General features: G+C 66.8%; 21 protein-coding genes. 15 read left to right on the top strand and 6 right to left on the bottom strand.

Going from position 1 to position 21,357, the window contains the following annotated elements; genetic code table 11:
* The first annotated feature begins 20 nt into the window (after positions 1-20).
* From GGQ61_RS15865 to GGQ61_RS15850, 4 genes are read left to right on the top strand one after another with little or no spacing between them, the layout of a single operon-like run.
* A complete protein-coding gene (locus GGQ61_RS15865) occupies positions 21-239 on the top strand; it encodes a hypothetical protein (RefSeq protein ID WP_183774757.1) in 219 nt (72 codons plus the stop codon).
* The gene (locus GGQ61_RS15860) at positions 236-595 is read left to right on the top strand and encodes a DUF6481 family protein (protein WP_183774755.1); all 360 of its coding nucleotides are present in this window, start codon (positions 236-238) and stop codon (positions 593-595) included. Before GGQ61_RS15865 ends, GGQ61_RS15860 begins: the two co-directional genes overlap by 4 nt.
* 18 nt (positions 596-613) lie before the next feature.
* The gene (locus tag GGQ61_RS15855) at positions 614-757 is read left to right on the top strand and encodes a hypothetical protein (RefSeq protein ID WP_183774753.1); all 144 of its coding nucleotides are present in this window, start codon (positions 614-616) and stop codon (positions 755-757) included.
* A 3-nt stretch (positions 758-760) separates the two neighbouring features.
* Positions 761-1,021 (top strand): hypothetical protein, encoded by a 261-nt coding sequence (locus tag GGQ61_RS15850; RefSeq protein WP_183774751.1) that lies wholly within the window; start codon positions 761-763, stop codon positions 1,019-1,021.
* Between the two features lie 3 nt (positions 1,022-1,024).
* Here GGQ61_RS15850 and GGQ61_RS15845 read toward each other — a convergent pair whose 3' ends face one another.
* Positions 1,025-1,924 (bottom strand): MBL fold metallo-hydrolase, encoded by a 900-nt coding sequence (locus tag GGQ61_RS15845; RefSeq protein WP_183774748.1) that lies wholly within the window; start codon positions 1,922-1,924, stop codon positions 1,025-1,027.
* A 65-nt stretch (positions 1,925-1,989) separates the two neighbouring features.
* Between GGQ61_RS15845 and GGQ61_RS15840 the strand changes: the two genes are divergently transcribed.
* The gene (locus GGQ61_RS15840) at positions 1,990-2,151 is read left to right on the top strand and encodes a hypothetical protein (protein WP_183774746.1); all 162 of its coding nucleotides are present in this window, start codon (positions 1,990-1,992) and stop codon (positions 2,149-2,151) included.
* Between the two features lie 27 nt (positions 2,152-2,178).
* Here the strand turns inward: GGQ61_RS15840 and GGQ61_RS15835 are convergent, their stop codons facing one another.
* Positions 2,179-2,928: an SDR family NAD(P)-dependent oxidoreductase gene (locus tag GGQ61_RS15835; RefSeq protein WP_183774744.1), complete on the bottom strand. Its 750-nt coding sequence runs from the start codon at positions 2,926-2,928 to the stop codon at positions 2,179-2,181.
* Positions 2,912-3,535, bottom strand: a complete 624-nt coding sequence (locus tag GGQ61_RS15830) for a TetR/AcrR family transcriptional regulator (RefSeq protein ID WP_183774742.1) — start codon at positions 3,533-3,535, stop codon at positions 2,912-2,914. Before GGQ61_RS15830 ends, GGQ61_RS15835 begins: the two co-directional genes overlap by 17 nt.
* Positions 3,536-3,720: 185 nt before the next feature.
* Between GGQ61_RS15830 and GGQ61_RS15825 the strand changes: the two genes are divergently transcribed.
* Positions 3,721-4,332 carry a PEPxxWA-CTERM sorting domain-containing protein gene (locus tag GGQ61_RS15825; RefSeq protein WP_183774739.1) on the top strand — a complete coding sequence of 204 codons (612 nt, stop codon included), beginning with the start codon at positions 3,721-3,723 and terminating at the stop codon, positions 4,330-4,332.
* 62 nt (positions 4,333-4,394) lie between these two features.
* Here the strand turns inward: GGQ61_RS15825 and GGQ61_RS15820 are convergent, their stop codons facing one another.
* Entirely contained in the window at positions 4,395-4,805 is a 411-nt protein-coding gene (locus GGQ61_RS15820; protein ID WP_183774736.1) for a TIGR01244 family sulfur transferase, read from the bottom strand.
* Between the two features lie 105 nt (positions 4,806-4,910).
* Here GGQ61_RS15820 and oppB point away from each other — a divergent pair, with 105 nt between their 5' ends.
* Complete coding sequence (gene oppB, locus GGQ61_RS15815; RefSeq protein WP_183774732.1) at positions 4,911-5,834, top strand: oligopeptide ABC transporter permease OppB; 924 nt, start codon at positions 4,911-4,913, stop codon at positions 5,832-5,834.
* Positions 5,831-6,730, top strand: coding sequence for an ABC transporter permease subunit (locus GGQ61_RS15810; RefSeq protein ID WP_221221070.1), 900 nt, complete (start codon positions 5,831-5,833; stop codon positions 6,728-6,730). Before oppB ends, GGQ61_RS15810 begins: the two co-directional genes overlap by 4 nt.
* A gap of 3 nt (positions 6,731-6,733) precedes the next feature.
* On the opposite strand, the gene GGQ61_RS15805 is transcribed toward GGQ61_RS15810, so the two are convergent.
* Positions 6,734-7,279, bottom strand: a complete 546-nt coding sequence (locus GGQ61_RS15805) for a hypothetical protein (RefSeq protein WP_183774729.1) — start codon at positions 7,277-7,279, stop codon at positions 6,734-6,736.
* A gap of 9 nt (positions 7,280-7,288) precedes the next feature.
* Between GGQ61_RS15805 and GGQ61_RS15800 the strand changes: the two genes are divergently transcribed.
* The 3 genes from GGQ61_RS15800 (at position 7,289) to GGQ61_RS15790 (ending at position 13,386) form a co-directional block, all read left to right on the top strand.
* Entirely contained in the window at positions 7,289-8,965 is a 1,677-nt protein-coding gene (locus tag GGQ61_RS15800; protein ID WP_183774726.1) for a peptide ABC transporter substrate-binding protein, read from the top strand.
* Positions 8,966-9,187: 222 nt separating this feature from the next.
* On the top strand, positions 9,188-12,166 hold the full coding sequence (locus GGQ61_RS15795; RefSeq protein ID WP_183774723.1) for a TonB-dependent receptor domain-containing protein: 2,979 nt from the start codon (positions 9,188-9,190) through the stop codon (positions 12,164-12,166).
* A gap of 179 nt (positions 12,167-12,345) precedes the next feature.
* The gene (locus GGQ61_RS15790) at positions 12,346-13,386 is read left to right on the top strand and encodes an aspartyl protease family protein (protein WP_183774720.1); all 1,041 of its coding nucleotides are present in this window, start codon (positions 12,346-12,348) and stop codon (positions 13,384-13,386) included.
* Positions 13,387-13,390: 4 nt separating this feature from the next.
* Here GGQ61_RS15790 and sppA read toward each other — a convergent pair whose 3' ends face one another.
* On the bottom strand, positions 13,391-15,166 hold the full coding sequence (sppA, locus tag GGQ61_RS15785; RefSeq protein WP_183774717.1) for a signal peptide peptidase SppA: 1,776 nt from the start codon (positions 15,164-15,166) through the stop codon (positions 13,391-13,393).
* A gap of 237 nt (positions 15,167-15,403) precedes the next feature.
* On the opposite strand from sppA, the gene GGQ61_RS15780 reads away from it, so the two are divergent.
* From GGQ61_RS15780 to GGQ61_RS15765, 4 genes are all read left to right on the top strand, one after another.
* Positions 15,404-17,188, top strand: coding sequence for a CIA30 family protein (locus GGQ61_RS15780; RefSeq protein WP_183774714.1), 1,785 nt, complete (start codon positions 15,404-15,406; stop codon positions 17,186-17,188).
* 311 nt (positions 17,189-17,499) lie between these two features.
* Entirely contained in the window at positions 17,500-20,529 is a 3,030-nt protein-coding gene (locus tag GGQ61_RS15775; protein ID WP_246370950.1) for a TonB-dependent receptor plug domain-containing protein, read from the top strand.
* 205 nt (positions 20,530-20,734) lie between these two features.
* Complete coding sequence (locus tag GGQ61_RS15770) at positions 20,735-20,950, top strand: hypothetical protein (RefSeq protein ID WP_183774708.1); 216 nt, start codon at positions 20,735-20,737, stop codon at positions 20,948-20,950.
* Positions 20,937-21,287 (top strand): MarR family winged helix-turn-helix transcriptional regulator, encoded by a 351-nt coding sequence (locus tag GGQ61_RS15765; RefSeq protein WP_183774706.1) that lies wholly within the window; start codon positions 20,937-20,939, stop codon positions 21,285-21,287. The genes GGQ61_RS15770 and GGQ61_RS15765 overlap by 14 nt, the downstream gene beginning before the upstream one ends.
* Positions 21,288-21,357: the final 70 nt, after the last annotated feature.

Raw genomic sequence — 21,357 nt, 5'->3', positions numbered from 1 at the left:
GGCTCGGCCGGGAAACGCCTATGATCACCTCCACTATTGAGCGCGCGTTCCAGATCGCTCGCTCGGGTCAGGTGCGCGACATCGCCACGCTCAAGCTTCGTCTTGAGGCGGACGGGTGTCGCGCCGTGGAGGCCCTGCTCGCGCCGCGGTCCTTGCGCCGTCACCTCGAGGCCATCTGCGTCGCAGCGTTCAAGCCCCCGCAGGCCGCCCCACCCGCGGACAACCGAAAGTACAAATGAACGAAACTCAACGCACCGAATTCGCCGAACGCCTTAAGACGGCCGCCGAAGCGCGCAGCGCGCTGCTGGCCAAACTTCGACCGAAGCCGACGGTCATCGCCGCTCAGGCTCCTGACCGCACCGCCGCGCGCGCGGCCGAGCTCGAACAGGTCCGCGCCGCCCGTCGCCAGGCCAAGGCCGACAAGCAGCAGGCGGCCGCCGACGCTCAGGAAGCCGTCCGGCAGGCCGATGAGGCCGCAGCCGCGGCGTCGCTCGACGCCAAGCGCGGCGAGCGCAAGGAGCGCAAGGCGCTCACCAAGGCCGAGCAGAAGGCCAAGCGCGACCTGCGCTACGCCGCCCGCAAGGCCCGCCAGTAGTCAATCGCAGGAGCACCGATGGCGAGGAAGCCGAATTACCAGTTCGAGCGCATGGAGCGCGAACGCCAGAAGGCCAACAAGACTGCGGCCAAGGCGGCGGAAAAACGCGAAGAGCGCGAACGCGCGCGGGCGCTCTCGGCCCCGCCGGAAGAGGAGAAATAGCCCATGTCGACCAGCGTCGTTTACAGCCACGAGACGGTCAGTCTCGACGGGCAGTTCTTCTCCGACTGCGAGTTCCTCAAGTCCCGTCTGATCTTCGCCGGCGGCGAGCCGCCAATCTTCGAAAACTGCCGCTTCCAGGACTGCGAGTGGCGGTTTGATGGTCCCGCCGGCAACACGCTCGCCTACCTCAAGAACCTTTGGGGCGCGGGCGAAAAGGCCTCGGTCCAGTCGGCCATCAAGGAAATAACCGGCGCCGCGCGCTGAGGCTCACCCCGCCAGCCGGTACTCGCTGTCGAGGCCGGGGTCGGCGTCGTCGCTGACGACAACCCCGCGGCGGGTCAGGTCGATCATGTGGCCCAGCACTGATCGCGCCGCCGCCGGCCACAGCCGCTTGTCGGTTTCGGCGTAGAGCACCGGCACCATGTCCTTGATCTTGCCATGGCCCTCGCTGACCGCCTTGACCACCTGCGCCTCGCGGGCGCGGCGGTGGGCGATATAGCCGTCGATGAACGGCTCGACCTTCAGCACCGGCGGGCCGTGCGTCGGCCACAGAATGTCGAACTTGCGCGCCTTCACCAGCTCCAGGCTCTGCATGTAGGCGGTCATGTCGCCGTCCGGCGGCGACACCACCGTCGTCGACCAGCCCATGATGTGGTCGCCGGAGAACAGCGCGTTCTCCTCTTTCAGCGCAAAGCAGATGTGGTTGGAGGTGTGGCCCGGCGTCGCGATCGCCTCCAGCGTCCAGCCCGGCCCTTCGAAGATCGCCCCGCCGCCGCAGATGTCGATGTCGGGCGTGAAGCTCAGGTCGTGTCCGGCCTCGGTGATCACCGTCGAGTCGCCGGCTTTAGCGCCCACCGCGCAGCCGTAGATCTTTGCGCCGGTCTTCTCCTGCAGCGGGCCGGCGAGGGGGGAGTGGTCGGAGTGGTGGTGCGTCACCAGGATATGGGTGACCGTCTCGCCCTCCAGCGCCGCCATCAGCGCATCGAGATGTTCGGGCAGGTCGGGACCGGGATCGATCACCGCCACCTGGCCCTTGCCGATGATGTAGGTGCCGGTGCCCAGATAGGTGAACGGGCCGGGATTGTTGGCCACCACCCGGCGGATCAGGGGCGAGACCTGGTCGCAGGCGCCGTACTCGAACTGAATCTCACGAACATAAGGGATCATCGAAAAGTCCTTCGGCGGCGCCCGTCTTGCTGTCTTGTCCTCGAACTTGGGGTGCGAGGTCGGTCATGGCGACGGACACGGCGATTTATGTATCAAAACGGCTTCAGAGGGTGGCCTTCGCGCTGCTCTGTCTCGTCGCGGCCCAGCTGGTGCTGGCCGTCGCGAGTTGCGAACCCGAGCAGGTAGCCATGGGCGCCGCCCGGGTGCAACTCGATCGGAAGCCATAGGCCGAGCTACGCGTCGAATACTGTCTGCTAGCCCCGGCGCATGATCCGCTCGCCGAGGCCGGGGGCCACGCGCATGAGGATCGGCAGCAGCTTGGCTCGGTCGACATAGACCTCGCGCCGGCCGGCGCGGATCGCATCGACCACTTCGTCGGCCGCTTCGGTCGGGGTGATCTTCCCCGCGCCGCGTCCGGCGGTCATGTCAGTGTCGACCAGGGCCATCACCGCTTCGATCACCTGTACGTTCGGCGCGCCGTCCTCGCACTGATAGCGCAGCGCCTTGGTGAAGCTCCGCACCGCCGCCTTGGTCGCGCAGTAGACCGGCGATGAGGTCTTCGGGGCCAGGGCCAGGCCGCTGGTCACGTTGACGATGGCCGCCGAGGGCTGGCGGCGCAGATGGTCGAGCAGGCCGGTCGAAATCGCCACCACCGCGTCCAGGTTCAGGCTGATCTCGCGACGCAGGGCAGGGCGCAGCGCCTCGACGTCGTCAGCCAGGAAGTCGGTCAGGGTCTGGGCGCCGGCGTTGTTGACCACCACCGACAGCTCCGGATGGCGGCGGGGCAGCTCGCGGACGAAGACGTCGGTCTGCTGCGGATCGGCGAGATCGACCGGCCAGGCCGTGACCCGGCGCGGATGCTGCGCGTGCAGCCGGGCCAGCCGCTCGCCGTCGCGGCCGGCGGCGATCACCACGGCGCCCTCGGCCAGGAAGCGGCGGGTCAGCGCCAGGCCGATGCCGCGCGCCCCGCCGGTCACCAGGATGGTTCTATCTCGCAGTTGCACGGGGGGCGTCCTTTTCGGCAAGCCCGAACACTTGGTCGACCAGGGCGCGGGCGGTGGCGGGATCGGGCGGGACCTGCAGCACCAGCAGCTGGAAGAACGGCGCTCCCAGCAGCAGGTCGAGCAGCAGGCCGGTGTCGGCATGTGCGGGCGCCAGGCCCTGGCGCTTGGCCTCCTCGACCAGGCCGCGCAGGGGACCGTGTTCGCGCGCGCCCTGGGTGACCATGGTCATCGCCCGCGACAGCTCCGGTTCGTGCGCCGCATGGGAGACGACGGCGCGGATGGCGCCGCCGAGCGGGCCGTCGGCGAAGGCGGCCATCTTGGCGGCCAGCACGCCGGCGATGTCCTCGCGCACGTCGCCGGTCCGGGCCGGCGCTTCGTGCGCCTGGCGTAGGCCGTGCTGGATGGCCTGCGCGAACAGTGCCGGCTTGCTCGGCCAGCGCCGATAGACGGTCGCCTTGCTGGCGCGGGCGGCGGTGGCGATGTCGGCCGTGCTGGTCCCGGCATAGCCGCGCGCGGCCAGCAGGCGCAGCGTCGCAGCGAGGATCGCGGCGGTGGCCTCTTCGTCGCGCGGACGTCCGGGGCCGGTCGAGATGGTATCGGTACTCATGAGTACCAGATTGCCGACGTAAAATCAGTACGTAAAGTACCTATTTCGCGTCCCGCCGAGAGCCGCGCGGCTGGCACGGCTCCTGCAAGCACCCGTCTGAAGAGAGTCGCATTCGCCCCAGACGGGTCGGAATGGGACAGGCGAAATTCGCGGCCGCTGTGGCCGCACAGTTGGGGCTTGAGACTATGAAGAAGCTGATTGCGGGCGCGATCGCCGCCGGAACCCTGATGTTCGGCCTGCCGGCCGCGGCCGCCGTGACGGTGGCTGACTTCCGTTCGGAGTCCCACCTGCCGGACTACAGCTCCAGCGGCGGCAAGCTCTACCAGAACACCGGCGCGGTGCTCGGCGCCGGCTATGAGCTGGACGGCGGTGACTTCGTCTCCAACCCGTCGGGCTGGGGCGGCGGCGTGGTGTTCGTCGATTGGGACGCGGTCACCAACATCATCACCCTGCGTTCGCAGGACACCTGGGACTTCCAGACCTACAGCCTGGCGATCAGCAACGTCCTGTTCGACCGCGCCCAGACGATCACCGGCATTTCGCTGCTGAGCAACAATCTCACGACCGGCGGCGTCGTCCCGTCGTTCAGCTTCACCGGCAATTCGATCAACATCGACTACGCCCGGCAGCAGACCTTCAACTTCACCGGCGGCACGGCCAGCTTCCAGGTCACGCTTGGCGACGTCGGCAGCGCCGTCCCGGAGCCCGCGACCTGGGCGATGATGATCATCGGCTTCGGCGCGGTCGGCAGCGCGGTGCGCTCCTCGCGCCGTCGGAACGCGTTCACGCCGGCCTAAGGCCGCTGCATCGCGAACGATTAAGGGCCCGCTCCCGACGCCGGGGGCGGGCCTCTTCGTGTCTAGCGCGGGAAAGCGCCCGAAAGGTCGTAACCGGCCTGGGCGCCCAGCTCGACGAGTTCGTCCGCCGAGCGCTCGTCGGCCTGAAACTGGCCGAGAGACCAAGTGACGATCGAGCGGGTGCCCGAACGGCAGAAGGCCAGCACCGGCCCGCCGGCCGCCTCGACGGCGCGATGGTTGGCCTCGATCTGGTCAGGGGTCGGGCCGCCGCGCACCGGGATGTGCATGTACTTGAGGCCCGCGGCCTTGGCGGCCGCCTCGATCTCGGCGCTGGTCGGCTGGGCCGGGTCCTCGCCGTCCGGCCGGTTGTTGATCACCAGCTTGAAGCCCTGGGCCGCCGCGCTCGCCAGGTCGGCGGTCGAGATCTGGGGGGCGACCGAGAGCTGGTCGGTGACGCGTCGGAAGTCAGTCATCTGCAATACCGCTAGGAGGGGGAGGGGCGATCGTTTGACATCATCGGGGGGCGGTGAAAGTTTCGCAACGCCCGGCCGACGATCGGCCGCCACCTCGAGCCCCTGATGTTCCGCTTTATCGGCCGCCGCCTGCTGGTGGCCATCCCGACCCTGTTCCTGGTGGTGACTGTCGCATTCTTCATGATGCGCGCCGCGCCTGGCAGCCCGTTCGACATGGACCGCAAGCTCTCGCCCGAGATCGAGCGGAACGTGATGGCCAAGTACGGGATGGATAAGCCGCTGCACGAGCAGTACTTCAACTATCTCCGCGACGTGGCCCGCGGCGATTTCGGCCCGTCGCTGAAGTACAAGGACAAGAGCGTCCTCCAGATCCTGCAGGAGAACTACAAGGTCAGCCTGGTCCTCGGACTGTCGGCGATCATCCTGGCCAGCGTGGTCGGGGTGACCCTTGGGGTGCTGGCCGCGCTGCGGCAGAACAAGCTCATCGACTACGGTGTGATGGCGGTGGCCATCATCGGGGTCTGCATCCCGACTTTCGTCACGGCGCCGCTGCTCGTGCTGATATTCGGGTCGAAACTTCAGCTTCTGCCTTCTGGCGGTTGGAACGGCGGGGCGCTCCCAAACCTGATATTGCCGGTAGCGGTGCTGGCCCTGCCGCAGATCGCCATCATCTCGCGCCTGACGCGGGCGGGCATGATCGAAGTGCTGCGCTCGAACTACATCCGCACCGCCCGAGCTAAAGGCTTGCCGGAACACAGGATTGTCGGAAAACACGCCCTGCGCGCGGCGATCCTGCCGCTGGTCAGCTATCTTGGCCCGGCGTGCGCCGGCCTGCTCACCGGCAGCTTGGTGGTGGAAAAGATCTTTAACCTGCCGGGACTAGGCAAGTTTTTCGTCATTTCCGCGCTCCAGCGCGACTACACCGTGGTCATGGGCATGGTGATTTTCTACGCCGCCCTGATCCTAGTCCTGAACCTGATCGCCGACCTGCTCTATGCGGCGCTTGATCCCCGCGTGAGGCTGTCGTGATCCTGGCTCCCGGTTCGCGCGCCGGCGCGCAAGTCATGGAAAAGGCTGTGAAAGGCCGCAGCCTGTGGGACGATGCGGTGCGCCGCCTGTTCCGCAACTGGGCCGCGGTCAGCGGCATGGCGGTGCTGGCGGTGCTGGTGCTGGTCGCCATCGTCGGGCCGCACCTGGTTCCGTTCAGCTACGACCAGATCAACAAGAACGACGTCTGGGCGCCGCCGCTGACCGCCGGCCACCTGCTGGGCGCCGACTCGCTTGGCCGTGATCTGCTGGCCAGACTCCTTGTCGGCCTTAGGGTGTCGCTGGCGATCGGGCTGGTGGCGACGCTGGTGTCGCTGGTCATCGGCATCGCCTGGGGCGCGGTCGCCGGCTATGTCGGCGGGGTGCTCGACGAGATCATGATGCGCGTCGTCGACGTGCTCTACTCGCTGCCCTTCATCTTCTTCGTGATCCTGTTGATGGTGACCTTCGGGTCGAACATCATCCTGATCTTCGTCGCCATCGGCGCCGTCGAATGGCTGACGATGAGCCGCATCGTCCGCGGCCAGACGCTGGGCTTGAAGCATAAGGAGTTCGTGGAGGCCGCGCGCGCGGCGGGGCTCAGCCAGGGCGGCGTCATCTCACGCCACATCATTCCCAACCTGCTGGGGCCGGTGGTGGTCTATGTGACCCTGACGATACCTGCCGTTATCCTGGCAGAGAGCTTCCTCAGCTTTCTGGGTCTCGGCGTGCAGCCGCCGATGGCCTCGCTCGGAACTCTGATCGCGGGCGGGGCGCAGGACATGGAACTGGCCCCCTGGCTGCTGATCTTCCCCGCCCTGACCATGGTCGTGACGCTGATGAGCTTCAACTTCATCGGCGACGGCCTTCGGGACGCGATCGACCCGAAGGACCGCTGAGCCCTAGCGCAGCCGCTTGGCGCGGGCGCCGGACTGACCGTCGAGGCTGAGGAAGTAGCCGCCCACCGCGCCCTTGCGGACCTCGACCTTGCTGCCCTTCTTCGGCTGACGGCCGAGATCGGCGGCGTCGTAGTACTGCCAGATCGCGCCGCCGGTCAGTTCGAACACCCACTTGCCGTCGCCGCCGCGATAGGCGCGCTCGACGGTGTCCTCGATGCGATTGGCTTCCTCGGGGGTCGCCTCGGCCTTGTTGAACATGTCCAGGGTCGGCAGGCTGAGGCCGAAGGCCTGCTTGCGCGCGGCCTTGGCCTGCTCACGGTCGACGACGACGATGTCGCCCTTCTGCTCGGCGGTGTCGATGGCGCCCGCGGCGGCGTCATAGCAAGCCAGGCGTTCGGTCGGGTCGCTCTTGGTCTTGCAGTCGAGCAGAGACTGCAACACCGCGGCGCGGCCTTCGGGCCTGGCCTGGGCGGCGGCCTGGCCCCCGGCGACGAGGGCGGCCAGGAGAGCGAGGGCGGTCAGCTTTGAGCGCGTGGGAAAGTGTGTCATCCGTGACCCATGGTTTCGACGTCCCGCATTGATAGGGCGCTCCGGGCGCTCGGCAATACGCTGATCCTGGCCGCGGCGGCCTTTTCCATCGCCGCCTGCGCGCCCAAGGGGCCCTCCAGACCGCCATGCCCAGCCGGCCAGGTCTGCATCCAGGCGGGCAACGTCTCCGAGCCGGTGACGCTCGATCCGCACAAGTCGACCGGGACCTGGGAAGACCGGATCATCGCCAACCTGCTGATCGGACTGACCGATTCCGACGAGAAAGGCGAGGCGGTCCCGGGTATGGCCGAGCGCTGGGAGACCAGCTCCGACGGCCTGGTCTGGACCTTCTACCTGCGCGATGCGAACTGGTCCGACGGCGTGCCGGTGACCGCGGACGACTTCGTTTACTCCCTGAGGCGGATCCTGCTGCCCGAAACCGCGTCGGAGTACGCCTCCGTCCTTTATCTGATCAAGAACGCCCAGGCCGTGAACGAAGGCAAGGCGCCCAAGGAAGCGCTCGGCGTGCGGGCGATCTCGCCGAAGGTGCTAGAGATCACCCTGAACCATCCGGCGCCGTACCTGCCTGAACTCGCCAAGCACCACACCATGTCGCCTGTGCCTAAGCACCTGCTGGACAAGGTCGGTGAGAAGTGGGTGCAGCCGGGAAACTACCTGTCGAACGGCCCTTACATCGTCACCGACTGGAAACTCGGCGACTATGTGCGGCTGGTGAAGAACCCGCGCTTCTACGAGGCCGACAAGGTCTGCGTCGACCAGATCTATCTGTACCCGACGCCGGATGCGGCCATGGCCGAGCGGCGGGTGGCGCGCGGCGAGTTGGACATGAACGCCGACATCCAGTCGAACCGCATCGCCTTCCTGCGCGAAACCATGCCCGGCTACGTGCGCACCCACACCTTCCTGGGCGTGACCTATCTGGCGTTCAACTCGAACGTCCCGGCCTTCAAGGACAAGCGCGTACGGCAGGCCCTGGCGATGTCCATCGACCGCGATTTCATCACCGAGAAGCTCCTGCGGGGCGGGCAGAAGGCGGCCTATACCTTCGTGCCCCCTGGCGTCGCGAACTACACGGCTGCGCCGCCGCCGGCGTGGGCGTCCTGGCCGCTCGAGAAGCGGCAGGCCGAGGCGCGCCGCCTGCTGGCGCAGGCCGGCTATGGTCCCAAGAACCCGCTGCGCTTCGAAATCAAGCACCGCAACACACCTGATCCGATGCTTTTCATGCCGGCCATCCAAGCCGACTGGAAGGAGATCGGGGTCGATGCGCGCCTAGTGCAGAATGAAGCCCAGATCGCCTATGCGGCCTTCCGCTCCCGAGATTTCGACGTCGCCGACGCGGCCTGGATCGCCGATTACAACGACGCCATGAGTTTCCTTTACCTGCAACAGTCGGCGACCGGCCCGCAAAATTATGGTGACTATCGCAATCCGGCCTATGACGCGCTGCTGGCCAAGGCTGACGCCGAAGTCGATGCGCAGGTCCGCGCCGGTTACCTCGCGCAGGCCGAGGCGCTGATGCTCGACGACGCCCCGGTTGCGCCTATCTATTTCTACGTGAACAAGAATCTCGTCTCGCCGAAGGTCACCGGCTTTGTCGACAATATCGTGGACCAGCATCGCGCGCGTTACTGGTGTGTTGCGAAAGGCACGCCTGGTGCGAGGAATTCCGTTGCGCCAAAAGGGTAAAATCGTGCGCGACAGCGCCGCTCGGGCACAATCTGTGACCAGAATGCGACAGGTTGGCGTCCACAACATTGCGGGCGGCTAAACTGCGTTGACCCTCTAGCTGTAAGCCCCGTAACTCCAAGGTAACCGGGTTCGAATTCGAATCCGGGACCGAACCTTTTGTGGGGAGCGGGATCGCCACCGTCTGGGTGGGCGGGCCGCTGGAGGATCTAGACCTTGAAAATGACTACGCAACGTGGACGCCTGCTGGCGTCGTCGATGATTTGCGGAATCGTCGCTCTCGGCGCCGGCCAAGCGGTCGCCCAAGAGTCGGAAGTTTCCGAAATCGTCGTCACCGGCTCGCGCATTCCGCAGCCGAACCTGACCAGCGTCAGCCCGGTCCAAGTCGTCGGTTCGCAAGAAGTCACCCTGGGCGGCCGTCCGGTCACCGCCGACTTCCTGAACCAATTGCCGCAAATCTCGCAGAACGCTGCGACTGGCCTGTCGTCGACCTCGAACCCGCTGTCGGGTCCGGGCGGCGTCGCCACCATCGACCTGCGCGGTCTGGGCCAAACCCGCACCCTGGTGCTGGTCGACGGCCGTCGCCTGGGCATCGGCGACCCGAACACCGGCAACCCGAACCCTTCGCCCGACATCAACCAGATCCCGAGCCAGCTGATCGAGCGCGTTGACGTTCTGACCGGCGGCGCTTCGGCGACCTACGGTTCGGACGCCATCGCCGGCGTCGTGAACTTCGTTATGAAGCGCGACTTCGAAGGTCTGCAGATCGATGGCAACTGGGGCATCTATCAGCACAACCAGCACAACGAATTCGTCCAGAGCCTGCTCGGCCCGCGCCAAGTCGCCAAGCCGAAGGAAAACACCTGGGACGGCGCGTCGCGTGACCTGAGCATCGTCTACGGCGCCAACACCGAAGACGGCCGCGGCAACGTCACCGCCTTCTTCACCTACCACGACCAAGAGCCGGTCACCCAAGGCAAGCGCGACTGGTCGGCCTGTCAGGTCGTCGCCTCGGCCGCTGGCGTCGCCAGCTGCGCCGGTTCGCCGAACTCGAACCAGTGGTTCCGCGCTGACGGCCAAGGCGGCCAACTCGCCGTTGTCGGCAACCAATTCGTTCCGTGGAGCGACAGCGCGCGTACGACGCCGCCGCCGTTCTTCAACTCGAACGAATACTCGTACCTGATGCAGCAGAGCACGCGTTACACCGCGGGCTTCTTCGCCAAGTACGACGTGAACGATAACTTCAAGCTGTACTCCGACTTCTCGTTCATGAACGACCGCACGAACGTGCAGATCGCGCCGACCGGCCTGTTCCAAGGCAGCGGCCCGTCTGCGACGAGCGGCTTCCTGGTCAACTGTAACAACCCGTTCATGAGCGCCCAGCAACAGGGCGCCATCGGCTGTACGCCGGCCGACGTCGCTGCTGGCAACGACGTCGACATGTACATCGGTCGCCGGAACATCGAAGGCGGCGGTCGTAACGGCTTCTACGAGCACCAGAACTACCGCGTCGTCCTGGGTTCGCGCGGCGAGATCGCCGGTCCGTGGACCTACGACCTGTACGGTTCGTACTACTATACCAGCCTGTACCAAGCCTCGCAGAACTACCTCTCGATCTCCAAGATCCAGAAGGCCCTGCAAGTCGTTCAGACGCCGAACGGCCCGGCTTGTATCGACCAGTCGGACGGCTGCGTGCCGTTCAACATCTTCCAAGACGGCGGCGTGACCTCGGAAGCCCTGGCTTACCTGGACATCACCGGCACCTCGCGCGGCGCGGTCAGCCAGCGGATCGTCGAAGGCACCATCACCGGCGACCTGGGCGAATACGGCGTGAAGTCGCCGTGGGCCAACGACAGCGTTGCGGTCAACTTCGGCTTCCAGACCCGTCGTGAGCACCTGGAATACGCCCCTGACGTCGCTCAGCTGAGCGGCGATCTGTCGGGCGCCGGCGGCGCTTCGGTGAAGATCGACGAGAGCATCGCGGTGACCGAAGGGTTCGGCGAAGCCCGGATCCCGCTGATTCAGGACATGGCCTGGGCCAAGGATGTCGTCCTCGACCTCGGCTACCGCTACTCGGACTACTCGACCGGCATCACCGCGGACACCTACAAGGTGGCTCTGCAGTGGGCGCCGACCGACGACATCCGTTTCCGCGCGTCGTACAACCAAGCCATTCGTGCGCCGAACCTGCTCGAACTCTACACCCCGCAGTCGGTGACCAACACCAGCCAGGTGTCGGTCGACCCCTGCGCCCAGGGCGCTCCGACCCCGGCCAGCCTCGCGGCCTGCCTGAACACCGGCATCACCGCGGCCCAGTACCTGAACATTCCGCAGTGCCCCTCGGGTCAGTGCTCGGTCCTGCAAGGCGGTAACCCGGAACTGAAGTCGGAAGAAGCCAAGACCTTCTCGGTCGGCTTCACCCTGACCCCGACCTTCCTTACGGGCCTGACCGCCAGCCTGGACTACTTCACGATCGACCTCGAAGGCACGATCGGGAACATCCCGCTGGGCGTGATCATGCAACGCTGCCTGCAGACCGGCGACGAAGCGTTCTGCTCGCAGATCGTTCGTAACCCGATCAACGGCGCTCTGTTCGGCGACGACGTCGCCGCCGGCGGCTACATCAACGGCGCCAACGTCAACGTCGGTGCTGGCACCACGTCGGGCGTCGACGTCCAGGTCAACTACAACCTGCCGATCGAAATGATCGGTCTGGAAGACTACGGCCGCGTCTCGGTCGCCCTGAACGGCGCCTACCTGATCGAGAGCACCACCATCCCGCTGCCGGGCGATCCGGAATACGACTGCGCCGGCCTCTTCGGCCCGCAGTGCCAGACCGTGAACCCGAAGTGGCGTCACCAGCTGCGCGTCAACTGGACCACTCCGTGGGACATGACGTTCTCGGCCGCCTGGCGCTACATCGGCGAAGTGAAGCTGGAAACCGACACTCAGGAGCCGACCATCGGCACCGGTTCGCAGAACGCGTTCAACCACACCCTGCCGGCTCGCAGCTACCTCGACCTGTCGGGCGTGTGGAACATCAACGACACCTTCACGGTGCGCGCTGGTATCAACAACATCCTCGACCAAGACCCGCCGCTGGTGAACTCGCGTATCGCCGGCACCGGTCTGCCGAACACCTACCCGACCTACGATCTGCTGGGTCGCAAGATGTTCATCGGCTTCACGGCCAACTTCTAAGACGCATTCCCGTAAGGGGAGGCGAAGGGCGGCGGAGCAATCCGCCGCCCTTTTTCTTTGTGCGGATGTCGGTCGCTTGTGCGGCGGAATTGGACGCGGCCGCCCTGGACAGGCCGTCGGCCCACCCACAATTCCTATACAGTGTTGGATGTCCGGCCACGGACGCGCGGGAGGATCGGGTGCAGTCTTTTGACAGGCGGACGGTCGGGCTGAGCCTGCTGGCGCTTGCAGGCTGCGCCTCGCCGCCAGCGCCGCAGCCTGTGATGATCAACATGGCCGACGCGCCGCCGCCGCCCGCGGCCGCCGGCGACGACGGCGCTGCGCTGGTCACCGACGCCGACATGTCGGGCAGAGTCACCGCGCCGGTGCGGATCAACGGGCAGGGGCCCTTCGACTTCGTCGTCGACACCGGCGCCAATCGCACGGTCATCACCCGGGAGTTGGCGGCCGAGCTGGGGTTGCCCGACGCAGGACCGGCCGACGTACATGGCGTGGCGGGGGTCGAGCCGTCGAACACCGTGACGATCGACCTGTTGCAAGTCGACGCGGTCGCCACCCGATCCATCCGCGCCCCCACCCTCGGCCGTGAGCGCCTCGGCGCCGATGGCCTGCTGGGGGTCGATGTCCTGCGCGGCCGTCGCGTGACGGTCGACTTCTTGAACAATGAGTTCCGGATCACGCCGTCGCGCGGTCCGGGCGCGCCGACGAGCGCTCTAGGACTTAGTGCGGCCGCAGCCAGCCGCCTGCCGAGCGGCGATGCGGCCTCGTCTCGCCAGGTGGTGGTCCCGGCTCGCTACCGTTTCGGCCAGCTGATCATCATCGGAGCAGACGTGGCGGGGCGCCCGGTGACCGCCTTCCTGGATTCCGGATCGCAGAGCACCGTGGGCAACGAGGCGCTGCACAAGCTGGTCATCGGGACGGCGGAGCTGCGCGCGCCGCGTTACCTCGTGCCGGTGCTGAGCGCCACGGGCCAGACTGCCCAGGGCGAGATGGCGGTGCTGCCGCTGCTGCGGATCGGCGGGCTCGACATCTTGCGGCTGACGACGGTGTTCGCCGACTTGCACGTCTTCGACATCTGGGACCTGAAGGCCAAGCCCAGCCTGTTGATCGGCGCCGACGCCATGCGCCAGTTCGACGCCATCACGTTGGACTACGGGCGCCGGCAGGTGATCTTCACCCTGCCTTCGGGAAGCCCGCGGCGACGGAGACCGACGACCTGACCGTCTACTTCACCGGCGTGGGAGACAGCACCATCGCGCCCTGGCTGCGCATACGCTCCTGGGCCATCTCGTCCAGCAGACCCTTGGCGCGCGGATCGCCGAAGATCCAGGCGGCGGCGGCCAGCGTGCGGGCCGAGTTCGCCGAAACGCCCAGGGCGCCCTCCAGGGCCTCGAAGGGCGAGACCTGGGTGGTCATGCGCTTGAGGCGTACGTCGCCCTGAATGCCGGCCAGCGACTTGGCCTTGTCGACCGCCTGATAGAAGCCGCCAACTTCGTCCACGAGGCCGATCTCGCGGGCCTGGGCGCCGGTCCAGACCCGGCCCTTGGCGATCTCGCGCACCCGCTCGGGGGGCAGTTTGCGGCCCTCGGCGACGCGGTCGATGAAGTTGCCGTAGATGCGGTCCATCCAGCCGGAGAAAGCGGCGCGCTGGGCTTGGTTCATCTCCCCGCCCATGCCGAACGCACCAGCGTACTCGCCGCCGACCCCGATTTGACGGATGTCGACCCCGAACTTCTCGAGCGCCGGGCCGAGGGCGAACTTGCCGCCGAACACGCCGATCGAACCGGTCAGGGTGGTGGGGTGTGCGACGATCGCCGAGGCTTCGCTGGACACCCAGTAGCCGCCCGATGCGGCGTAGGTGCCCATTGAGACGACGACCGGCTTCTTGGCGGCCTTCGCGGCCCGCACTGCGGCGAGAATCTGCTCAGACGCGGTGTCCGAGCCGCCGGGGGAGGAGACGCGGAAGACGATGGCCTTCACGTCCTTGTCCTCGATGGCGTCGTAGAGCGCTTCGGCGATGTCGTCGGAGTACATGGCCGAGGACGAAGAGAACGGATTGGCCGTGCCGTCGTGGCCGGTCACGATCGCGCCTTCGCCTTCGACGATCGCGATGGCCGGGCCGGGCCGCGGCACACGCTCGCGGCTGGATCGCATGTACTTCTCGAATTCGACCAACTCGGCGCCCTTGCCGGCCTTGGCCAGGACGGCGCTCTCGATGTCCTTCACCTGCCCGACCTTGTCGATCAGCTTCAGCCTCAGAGCGTCTTCGGCGATGTATGGGCCCGCCTCGAGGTTCGTGCGCAGAACCTGGGGGGTCTGCTTGCGGTCGGTGGCGGCGTTCACCAGCGTCGATCCGTAGACCGAGCCCATCCACGACAGCTGGGCCTCGCGGTGCGGGGCGGTGTAGTCGCTGTAGAGGTAAGGATTGACCGCGTTCTTGAACTCGTAGCGCTGCTCATAGTCGGCCTTCACGCCGTACTTGTCGAAGAAGCGCTTGAAGAACACGTCCTCGGAGGCCAGGCCGGTCGCCTGCAGCGAGGCGCCGGGCTGCATCCAGAATTCGTCGGCGGCCGCACCGAGCATGTAGGTCGAGGTGATCACGCCGGACGGGTAGAGCCCTTGGCTGTGCGCGAAGACCGGCTTGCCCGAGGCGCGGAACTTCTTGAGCGCCAAGCGAATCTCGTCGGCTGCGGCCGGCGGCATCCCGCCCTCCGGCAGGCGCACCAGCACCGCCTTGACCTTGCCGTCCTTGCCGGCGCGATCCAGCGTCTCGATCACCGACATGACCGACATCGAGCGGCGGCCGATCGACGCGAACGGATTGACCGGGTCCTGGTCCGTCAGGGGATCGCGCAGGTCGAGCGCCAGCACGGTGTGCGCAGGCGTCGGCGCGGGCTTCGCAGCCCCGGCGGCCATCACGATCAGCAGGAACGGTACGCCGATCAGAAACAGCACCAGACCCGCGAAGACGCCGGCCATGGTGAGGAGGAATTGCTTCATAGGTGAGGTCGCCAGGGAGGGAGTGTTCGATGCGCAGGCTATATGCGCACGCGTTGCGTTCAAATGAAGACGTTGTCAGGACTTGGAGAACGCCCGCCGTGGGCGGGTAACGGGCAAATTCATCCCTCGGAACGGCGATATGAATCGCTTTCGTGCCGAGCTGAGCCTAACTGGACATCTTCGGGGAATGAGCGAGGCTCGACCCGTAAGTGCAAGTGACGAGTAGCGGGGGTTCAGGTGAGCGTGGTTCGAAACAGTTGGCGTGCCGCTGGCTTGGTCGCGGCGGGCGGAATTCTGGCGTTCGCCGGCGCGGCGCAGGCCCAGGGGCGTCCAGTGGCGATCATCGGCGCGACGGTGTTCGACGCGACGGGCGCAGCCCCGCATCTGGCCAACGTCGTCATCCGGGACGGCCGTATCGCCGAGGTCGGCCCCGGCGTGAAGGCGCCACGCGGCGCGGCGGTGATCGACGCCAAGGGCAAGGCGCTGCTGCCCGGCTTCTTCGACGTCCACACCCACTGGACCCCGGCCGGCGACCCGCGGATCTCGCCGCAGATCGCCAACGCCTATATCGCCGCCGGCGTAACCACTGTGAACGACTTCCACCAGCAGCCGGAATCGTTCGAACCGCGTCGCCGGTGGATCGCCTCGATGGCCTCGCCGCATGTGAACTTCGTCGCGCGCATGAGCACGCCGGGCGGCCACGGCGCCGACTGGGCCGACCGCGCGACGACCAAGTGGGTGAACTCGCCCCAGGGCGCGCGGATGGAAGTGAAGGCGCTGGTTCCCTACAAGCCCGACTTCATCAAGGCCTTCGCCGACGGCTGGCGCTATGGCGCGTCGGCTGACAACACCAGCATGGACGAGGGCACGCTCAGCGCGCTCGTCGACGAGGCGCACCGCAACAACCTGAAGGTCCTGACCCACACGGTCACCGTCGACCGCGGGGCGATCGCGGGCCGCGCCAAGGTCGACGTCATCGCCCACAGCCTGCAGGACCGCGAGGTCGATCAGGCGACCATCGACGCGATCAAGGCCGGCGGCACCGCGTACGCGCCGACCCTGGCGGTCTACGATCCGGGCAAGACCGGCCCGGCCCAAAGCGAGGAGGCCCGCCGTCGCAGCGAGCAGAAGTTCGGCTACGCGCTGCACAACGTAAAGGCGTTGCACGACGCCGGCGTGACCATCGCGCTGGGCACCGACGCGGGCATGACCGGCACGCCGCATGGGACCTCGACGCTGAAGGAGCTGGAACTGCTCGTCCGCGCAGGACTGACGCCGTCTCAGGCGCTGATCGCCGGCACCGCCAACAGCGCCAAGGTGCTGGGCGAACTGGACGATCGCGGCACCATTGAAAAGGGCAAGCGCGCCGACATCGTGCTGATCTCCGGCCAGCCCTGGAGCAACATCGCCGATGTCTACAAGACCGACCGCGTGTTCGTGGACGGCGTCCAGGTGCACGGTCCGGGAACCAAGCTGCCGGCCGCCAACAGCCAGAAGTCGATGCCGGTGATCAAGGCCAAGGGCCCTGTCATCGACGACTTCGAAAGCGCCCGCTCGAACTACGACACCCTGCGCATGGACGACATGGACGGCGGGATCGACCGCACCGTCCAAGTGGCTCAGGTGATCAACCGCACCGCCGCTGATCATGCGCTCAGCATCGCCGCTCGGATGTCGGCCAAGGACGACGCCAACGCGGGAGTGATCATTCCACTCAGCCGCGGGTCGGTCGAACCGGTGGACGTGCGCGCCTACAAGGGCGTGCGGTTCGAGCTGCGTGGCGACGGCAAGGCCTACGACCTCGGCGTCAACACCCAGAACGGCCGCTGGATCGCCGAAGTCGCCTCGGCCACGGAGTGGACGACGGTCGAGGTGCCGTTCAGTGCGCTTAAGCGGACGAGCGGGCGGGGCGCTGGAACTGGTCCCTGGACCGGCGACGACGTCCTGGAGATCACCGTCGACGGCGGCCGCCCGGCCGGCGAGAAGATGTGGCTCGAGATCGACAACGTCAGTTTCTACTGAGGATCTGAGTCTTCACTGCGTCTGGTGACTGAGCGCACGCGACGGCCCGGCCGCCGCGTGCGTTCTGCTGCGCGGTTCGGCGCCGATGGCTTAAGTTTCCATTCAGTTATGGCGAATAGTGGCTGCGTCGCGCATCGGATCGGTGGCTGCAATGCCACAGACGCCGTTATTTCTCGCTTGGTCAAAGCGAGAAGGGTGACGCGGCGGCGATGATCAGGTGTTTGTCACGCCAACGTTGATCTTTGCTGCCGCGGCTGCAAATTGACGCAATACACTTATGGGTTGAGGGGATAATCTCAATGAATTCTCGCATGTCTTGGCGTAACGCCATGCTCGCGACCTCGGCGCTCTGCGCCTTCTCCATCGCTGGCGCGGCCAACGCTCAGACGGATGGCGATCTGGTCGAAGAAATCGTCGTCGTCGGTTCGCAGATCGAAGGGGCGAAGGTCACGGCGGCTCTCCCCGTCACCGTGGTCGATCAGGCGCAACTGGCGAACGTGGCCGCGACTTCGGGCGACGATCTCTTCCGCTCCATCCCGCAGATGGGCGACGTCAGCTTCAACTCGAGCTACCTGCCGAACTCCAGCAACAGCGCCCGCGGCGACGTCGGTTCGGTGAACCTGCGCAACCTTGGCGTCGGCAACACCCTGGTGCTGCTGAACGGCCGCCGTGTCGTCGCCCACCCGACCAGCCGCGCCGACGAGAACCTGGTGCCGGTGCTGACCTACAACACCAACGCCATTCCGGTGAACGGCCTGAAGCGCTTGGAAGTTCTGCGTGACGGCGCCGCGGCGCTGTACGGCTCGGACGCCGTCGCCGGCGTGGTCAACACCGTGCTGCAGGACGACTTCGACGGCCTGACGGTGGACGCCCAGTACGGCGCCGCCGAAGGCACGAACATGCGCGAATACGAGTTCAACGTTCAGGCTGGCCGCAACTTCCACGAAGGCCGCGGCAACATCAGCCTGTTCGCGAACTACACGAACCGTACCGCGCTGAACGCCTGGGACCAGGACTACACCTCGTCGTCGGATAAGACGCCGCTGTTCGCCGGCACCTCGTACGCCGGCAACGTCACCCTCGACGACCGACTGACCGCGTCGCCGTGGGCCAGCCTGACGGCGCTGACCGCGGTCCGCCAGAACGGCGCGCTGCTGACCTCGACGGCCGGCGCGTACCACATTCAGCCCTCCACCAACTCGGCCTGCGCGGCGCAGCTGGGCGGCGGCATCTGCCTGGCTACCGGCGCGGCGGCCAACTCGGCGACCGGCGCAGACCGCAATCTGCGTTTCGATACCGGCACCTTCAACACCTCGGTCATGCCCGAGCTGGAACGGGTCAACCTGTTCCTGACCGGCAAGTACGACATCAGCGACGACCTGCGCGCGTTCGGTGAAGTCGGCTACTACACCGCCACCACGCACGCGGTGCAGACCTCGACCACCAACCTCAGCACGCTGCCGATCGCGATCGCCGCCTCGAACTACTACAACCCGTTCGGCGCTACGACGATCAACGGCCAAGCCAACCCGAACCGCCTGCCCGGCCTGAGCATCGGCGCCGCCGGCGTCGCCTCGACCATGGCGGCCTACAACTTCGTGGACGTGGGCCCGAACCGCGTCGACGTCGAGAACGAACAGTGGCGCTTCCTCGCCGGCCTGAAGGGCGAGAAGTTCGGCTTCAACTGGGAAGGCGCGCTGCTTTACTCGAAGGCTTCGGTCGAGGACACGTCCGACGGCATCAGCGCCACCGCGTTGCAGCGCCAAATGGCCCTTGCCACTCCGGACGCCTACAACCCGTTCAGCGGCGGCAGCCTGGACAATCCGAGCATTGGCGACAACCGCCCGAGCTCGCAGGCGGCGATCGACGCCATCCGGGTCAAGACCGTCCGCAAGAACACCAGCTCGCTGGCCATGGCCGACTTCAAGGTCTCGAAAGTCGACCTGTTCCAAGTGCCGGCCGGCGACGTCGGCTTCGCTGCGGGCGTCGAATACCGCCGCGAAACCCAGAAGGACGACCGTGACGCCCGCCTGGACGGTACGATCAACTTCACCAACGCCAACACCGGCGTGACCTACGCCAACGACTTGGTCGGCTCGAGCCCCTCGCCCGACACCAAGGGTTCGCGCAACGTGACCTCGGCCTATCTCGAGTTCGCGATTCCGCTCGTCTCGCCGGAGATGGACATTCCGTTCGTCTATAACCTGGAAGCCCAGGTGGCCGGCCGCTACGAGAGCTTCAGCGACGCCGGCGACGTGGCCAAGCCGAAGGTCGCGATGGCCTGGGACGTGATCGACGGTCTGCGCTTCCGCGGTTCGTGGGCTCAGGGCTTCAAGGCTCCGAACCTCGAACAGGTCAACGCCACCCTGGTGACCCGCTCGAACAACCGCCGCGACTGGTACCGCTGCGAAGCCGACCGACGCGCCGGCCGCGTCGCCACCCTGCAGGCCTGCGCCGCCCCGGCCACGGCCGAGCGCCGCTCGGGCAACCCGGAACTGAAGCCCGAAGAGTCGGAAACCTGGGGCGTGGGCGTGGTCTATGAACCGCGCTTCATCCCCGACGACTTCGGCCGCTTCACCTTCACCGTCGACTACTGGCGCGTGAAGCAGGACGGCATCGTCGGCCTGTTCGGCGGCGGCAACGCCATCACCGCCGACTACTATGCGCGTCTGAACGGCTCGTCGTACGCCAACGTTGTTCGCGCCGCGCCGACCGCCGACGATATCGCCGCCTTCGCCGGCACCGGCCTGGCTCCGGTTGGGCAAATTCTCTACATCACCGATCAGTACCAGAACCTGCTGCCGCAAGAGGCGCGCGGCCTGGACATCGGCGTGATGTGGAACCTGCGCGGAACGCAGTACGGCGACTTCAGCGTCAACTTCAATGCCGCCCACCTCATCAAGTTCTACCGCTCGCCCTCTCCGGGCGTGGCTGAGCTGATGGCCGCTCAGGCGGCTGGCGGCATCGATCCGACCATCTTCATCGGCGGCGGCGGCGACCTGGTCCGCCAGGATGGTCGTCCGGAGTGGAAGTGGTCGGCCTCGGCTACCTGGAGCTACGACCAGTGGACGGTCGGCGCGTTCACTCAGTACATCGGCGACGTCGAGGACACCGCCCTGGTGGACTCGGCCGGCACCCCCTGGGTCGTCGACTCGCAGCTGACCGCCAACCTCTACGGTCAGTACGAGTTCACCGAAGGCCTGGCGTCGAACACCCGCCTGCGCGTCGGCGTCCGCAACATCACCGATGAGAAGCCGCCGCTGGCGTCGGACGGCTACCTGGGCGCGCTCTACCAGCCCTACAGCCGCTACTGGTACGTGAGCGTCCGCAAGTCCTTCTAGGGACAGGCGGAGTACTCGAAAGACCAAGCGCCGGCCGGTTCCCAAAGGGACCGGCCGGTTTGCTTTTGGGCGTCGCGCGGCGCAGCGGCGACCTTCGGGGATCATCGCGGCACGGCCGCGCTCAAGGCCGCCACAACGCGGCGAAACCGCGTGCGCGCGAGGTTAGGGATAGCGACGACGAGGCAATTGGTTTTGGAGGCGCGCCGTGAAGCTGTGGGGTCTGATCTCGATCGAGCTCAACGTGGGCGACTACGTCGAGGCGGCCGAGCACCAACGTCGGCTGGAGGCTCTGCTGGCGCAGGTGCGGGCGGTCTATCCCGGGGCCAAGCTGCAGATGCGCGAACGCCGCGAGCGCCGGCCCACGCCGGCCGTACGCGCGCTTCCGGCGGAGCTGGCGGTCGGCCGTCATGCCGAGCGTTGACGCGACGCGCTCGCGGCGCGTGCTCGTCGAAGCCCTCGCGCTGTTTCGGAGTCTCAATCCAACGATCACCGTCAACGAGATCGCGACGTTCCTGCATGCTTGCGACAACGAGGGCCTGACCATCCAGGAACTGGCGGATATGGCCCGAATGACCGAGCCGACCGCCTCGCGCAGCATCCGCTCGTTCGGGCCGCCGGGATCGGAGTGGGCGAGGGCGCCGGCCTGCGGCCTGGTGGAGGCGTTCCTCAATCCGAACGACGGGCGTAGCAGAGTCCTGCATCTGACCGCGGCCGGGCGCGCCGTACGCGAGCAACTCGACGAGATCATCGCGCGCTGACGGTCCGGACTGCTTTCGTGGGTGGAATCAACCGGTCCGCCGCTGGCGCCGCGTCTTTGGCGCGCCGGAG

This window comes from Phenylobacterium haematophilum, assembly GCF_014196295.1.
In the GTDB taxonomy this organism is placed as follows: Bacteria; Pseudomonadota; Alphaproteobacteria; order Caulobacterales; family Caulobacteraceae; genus Phenylobacterium; species Phenylobacterium haematophilum.
The sequence above is the reverse complement of the archived record's forward strand: the minus strand, read 5'-3'. Positions and strand labels throughout refer to the sequence as shown.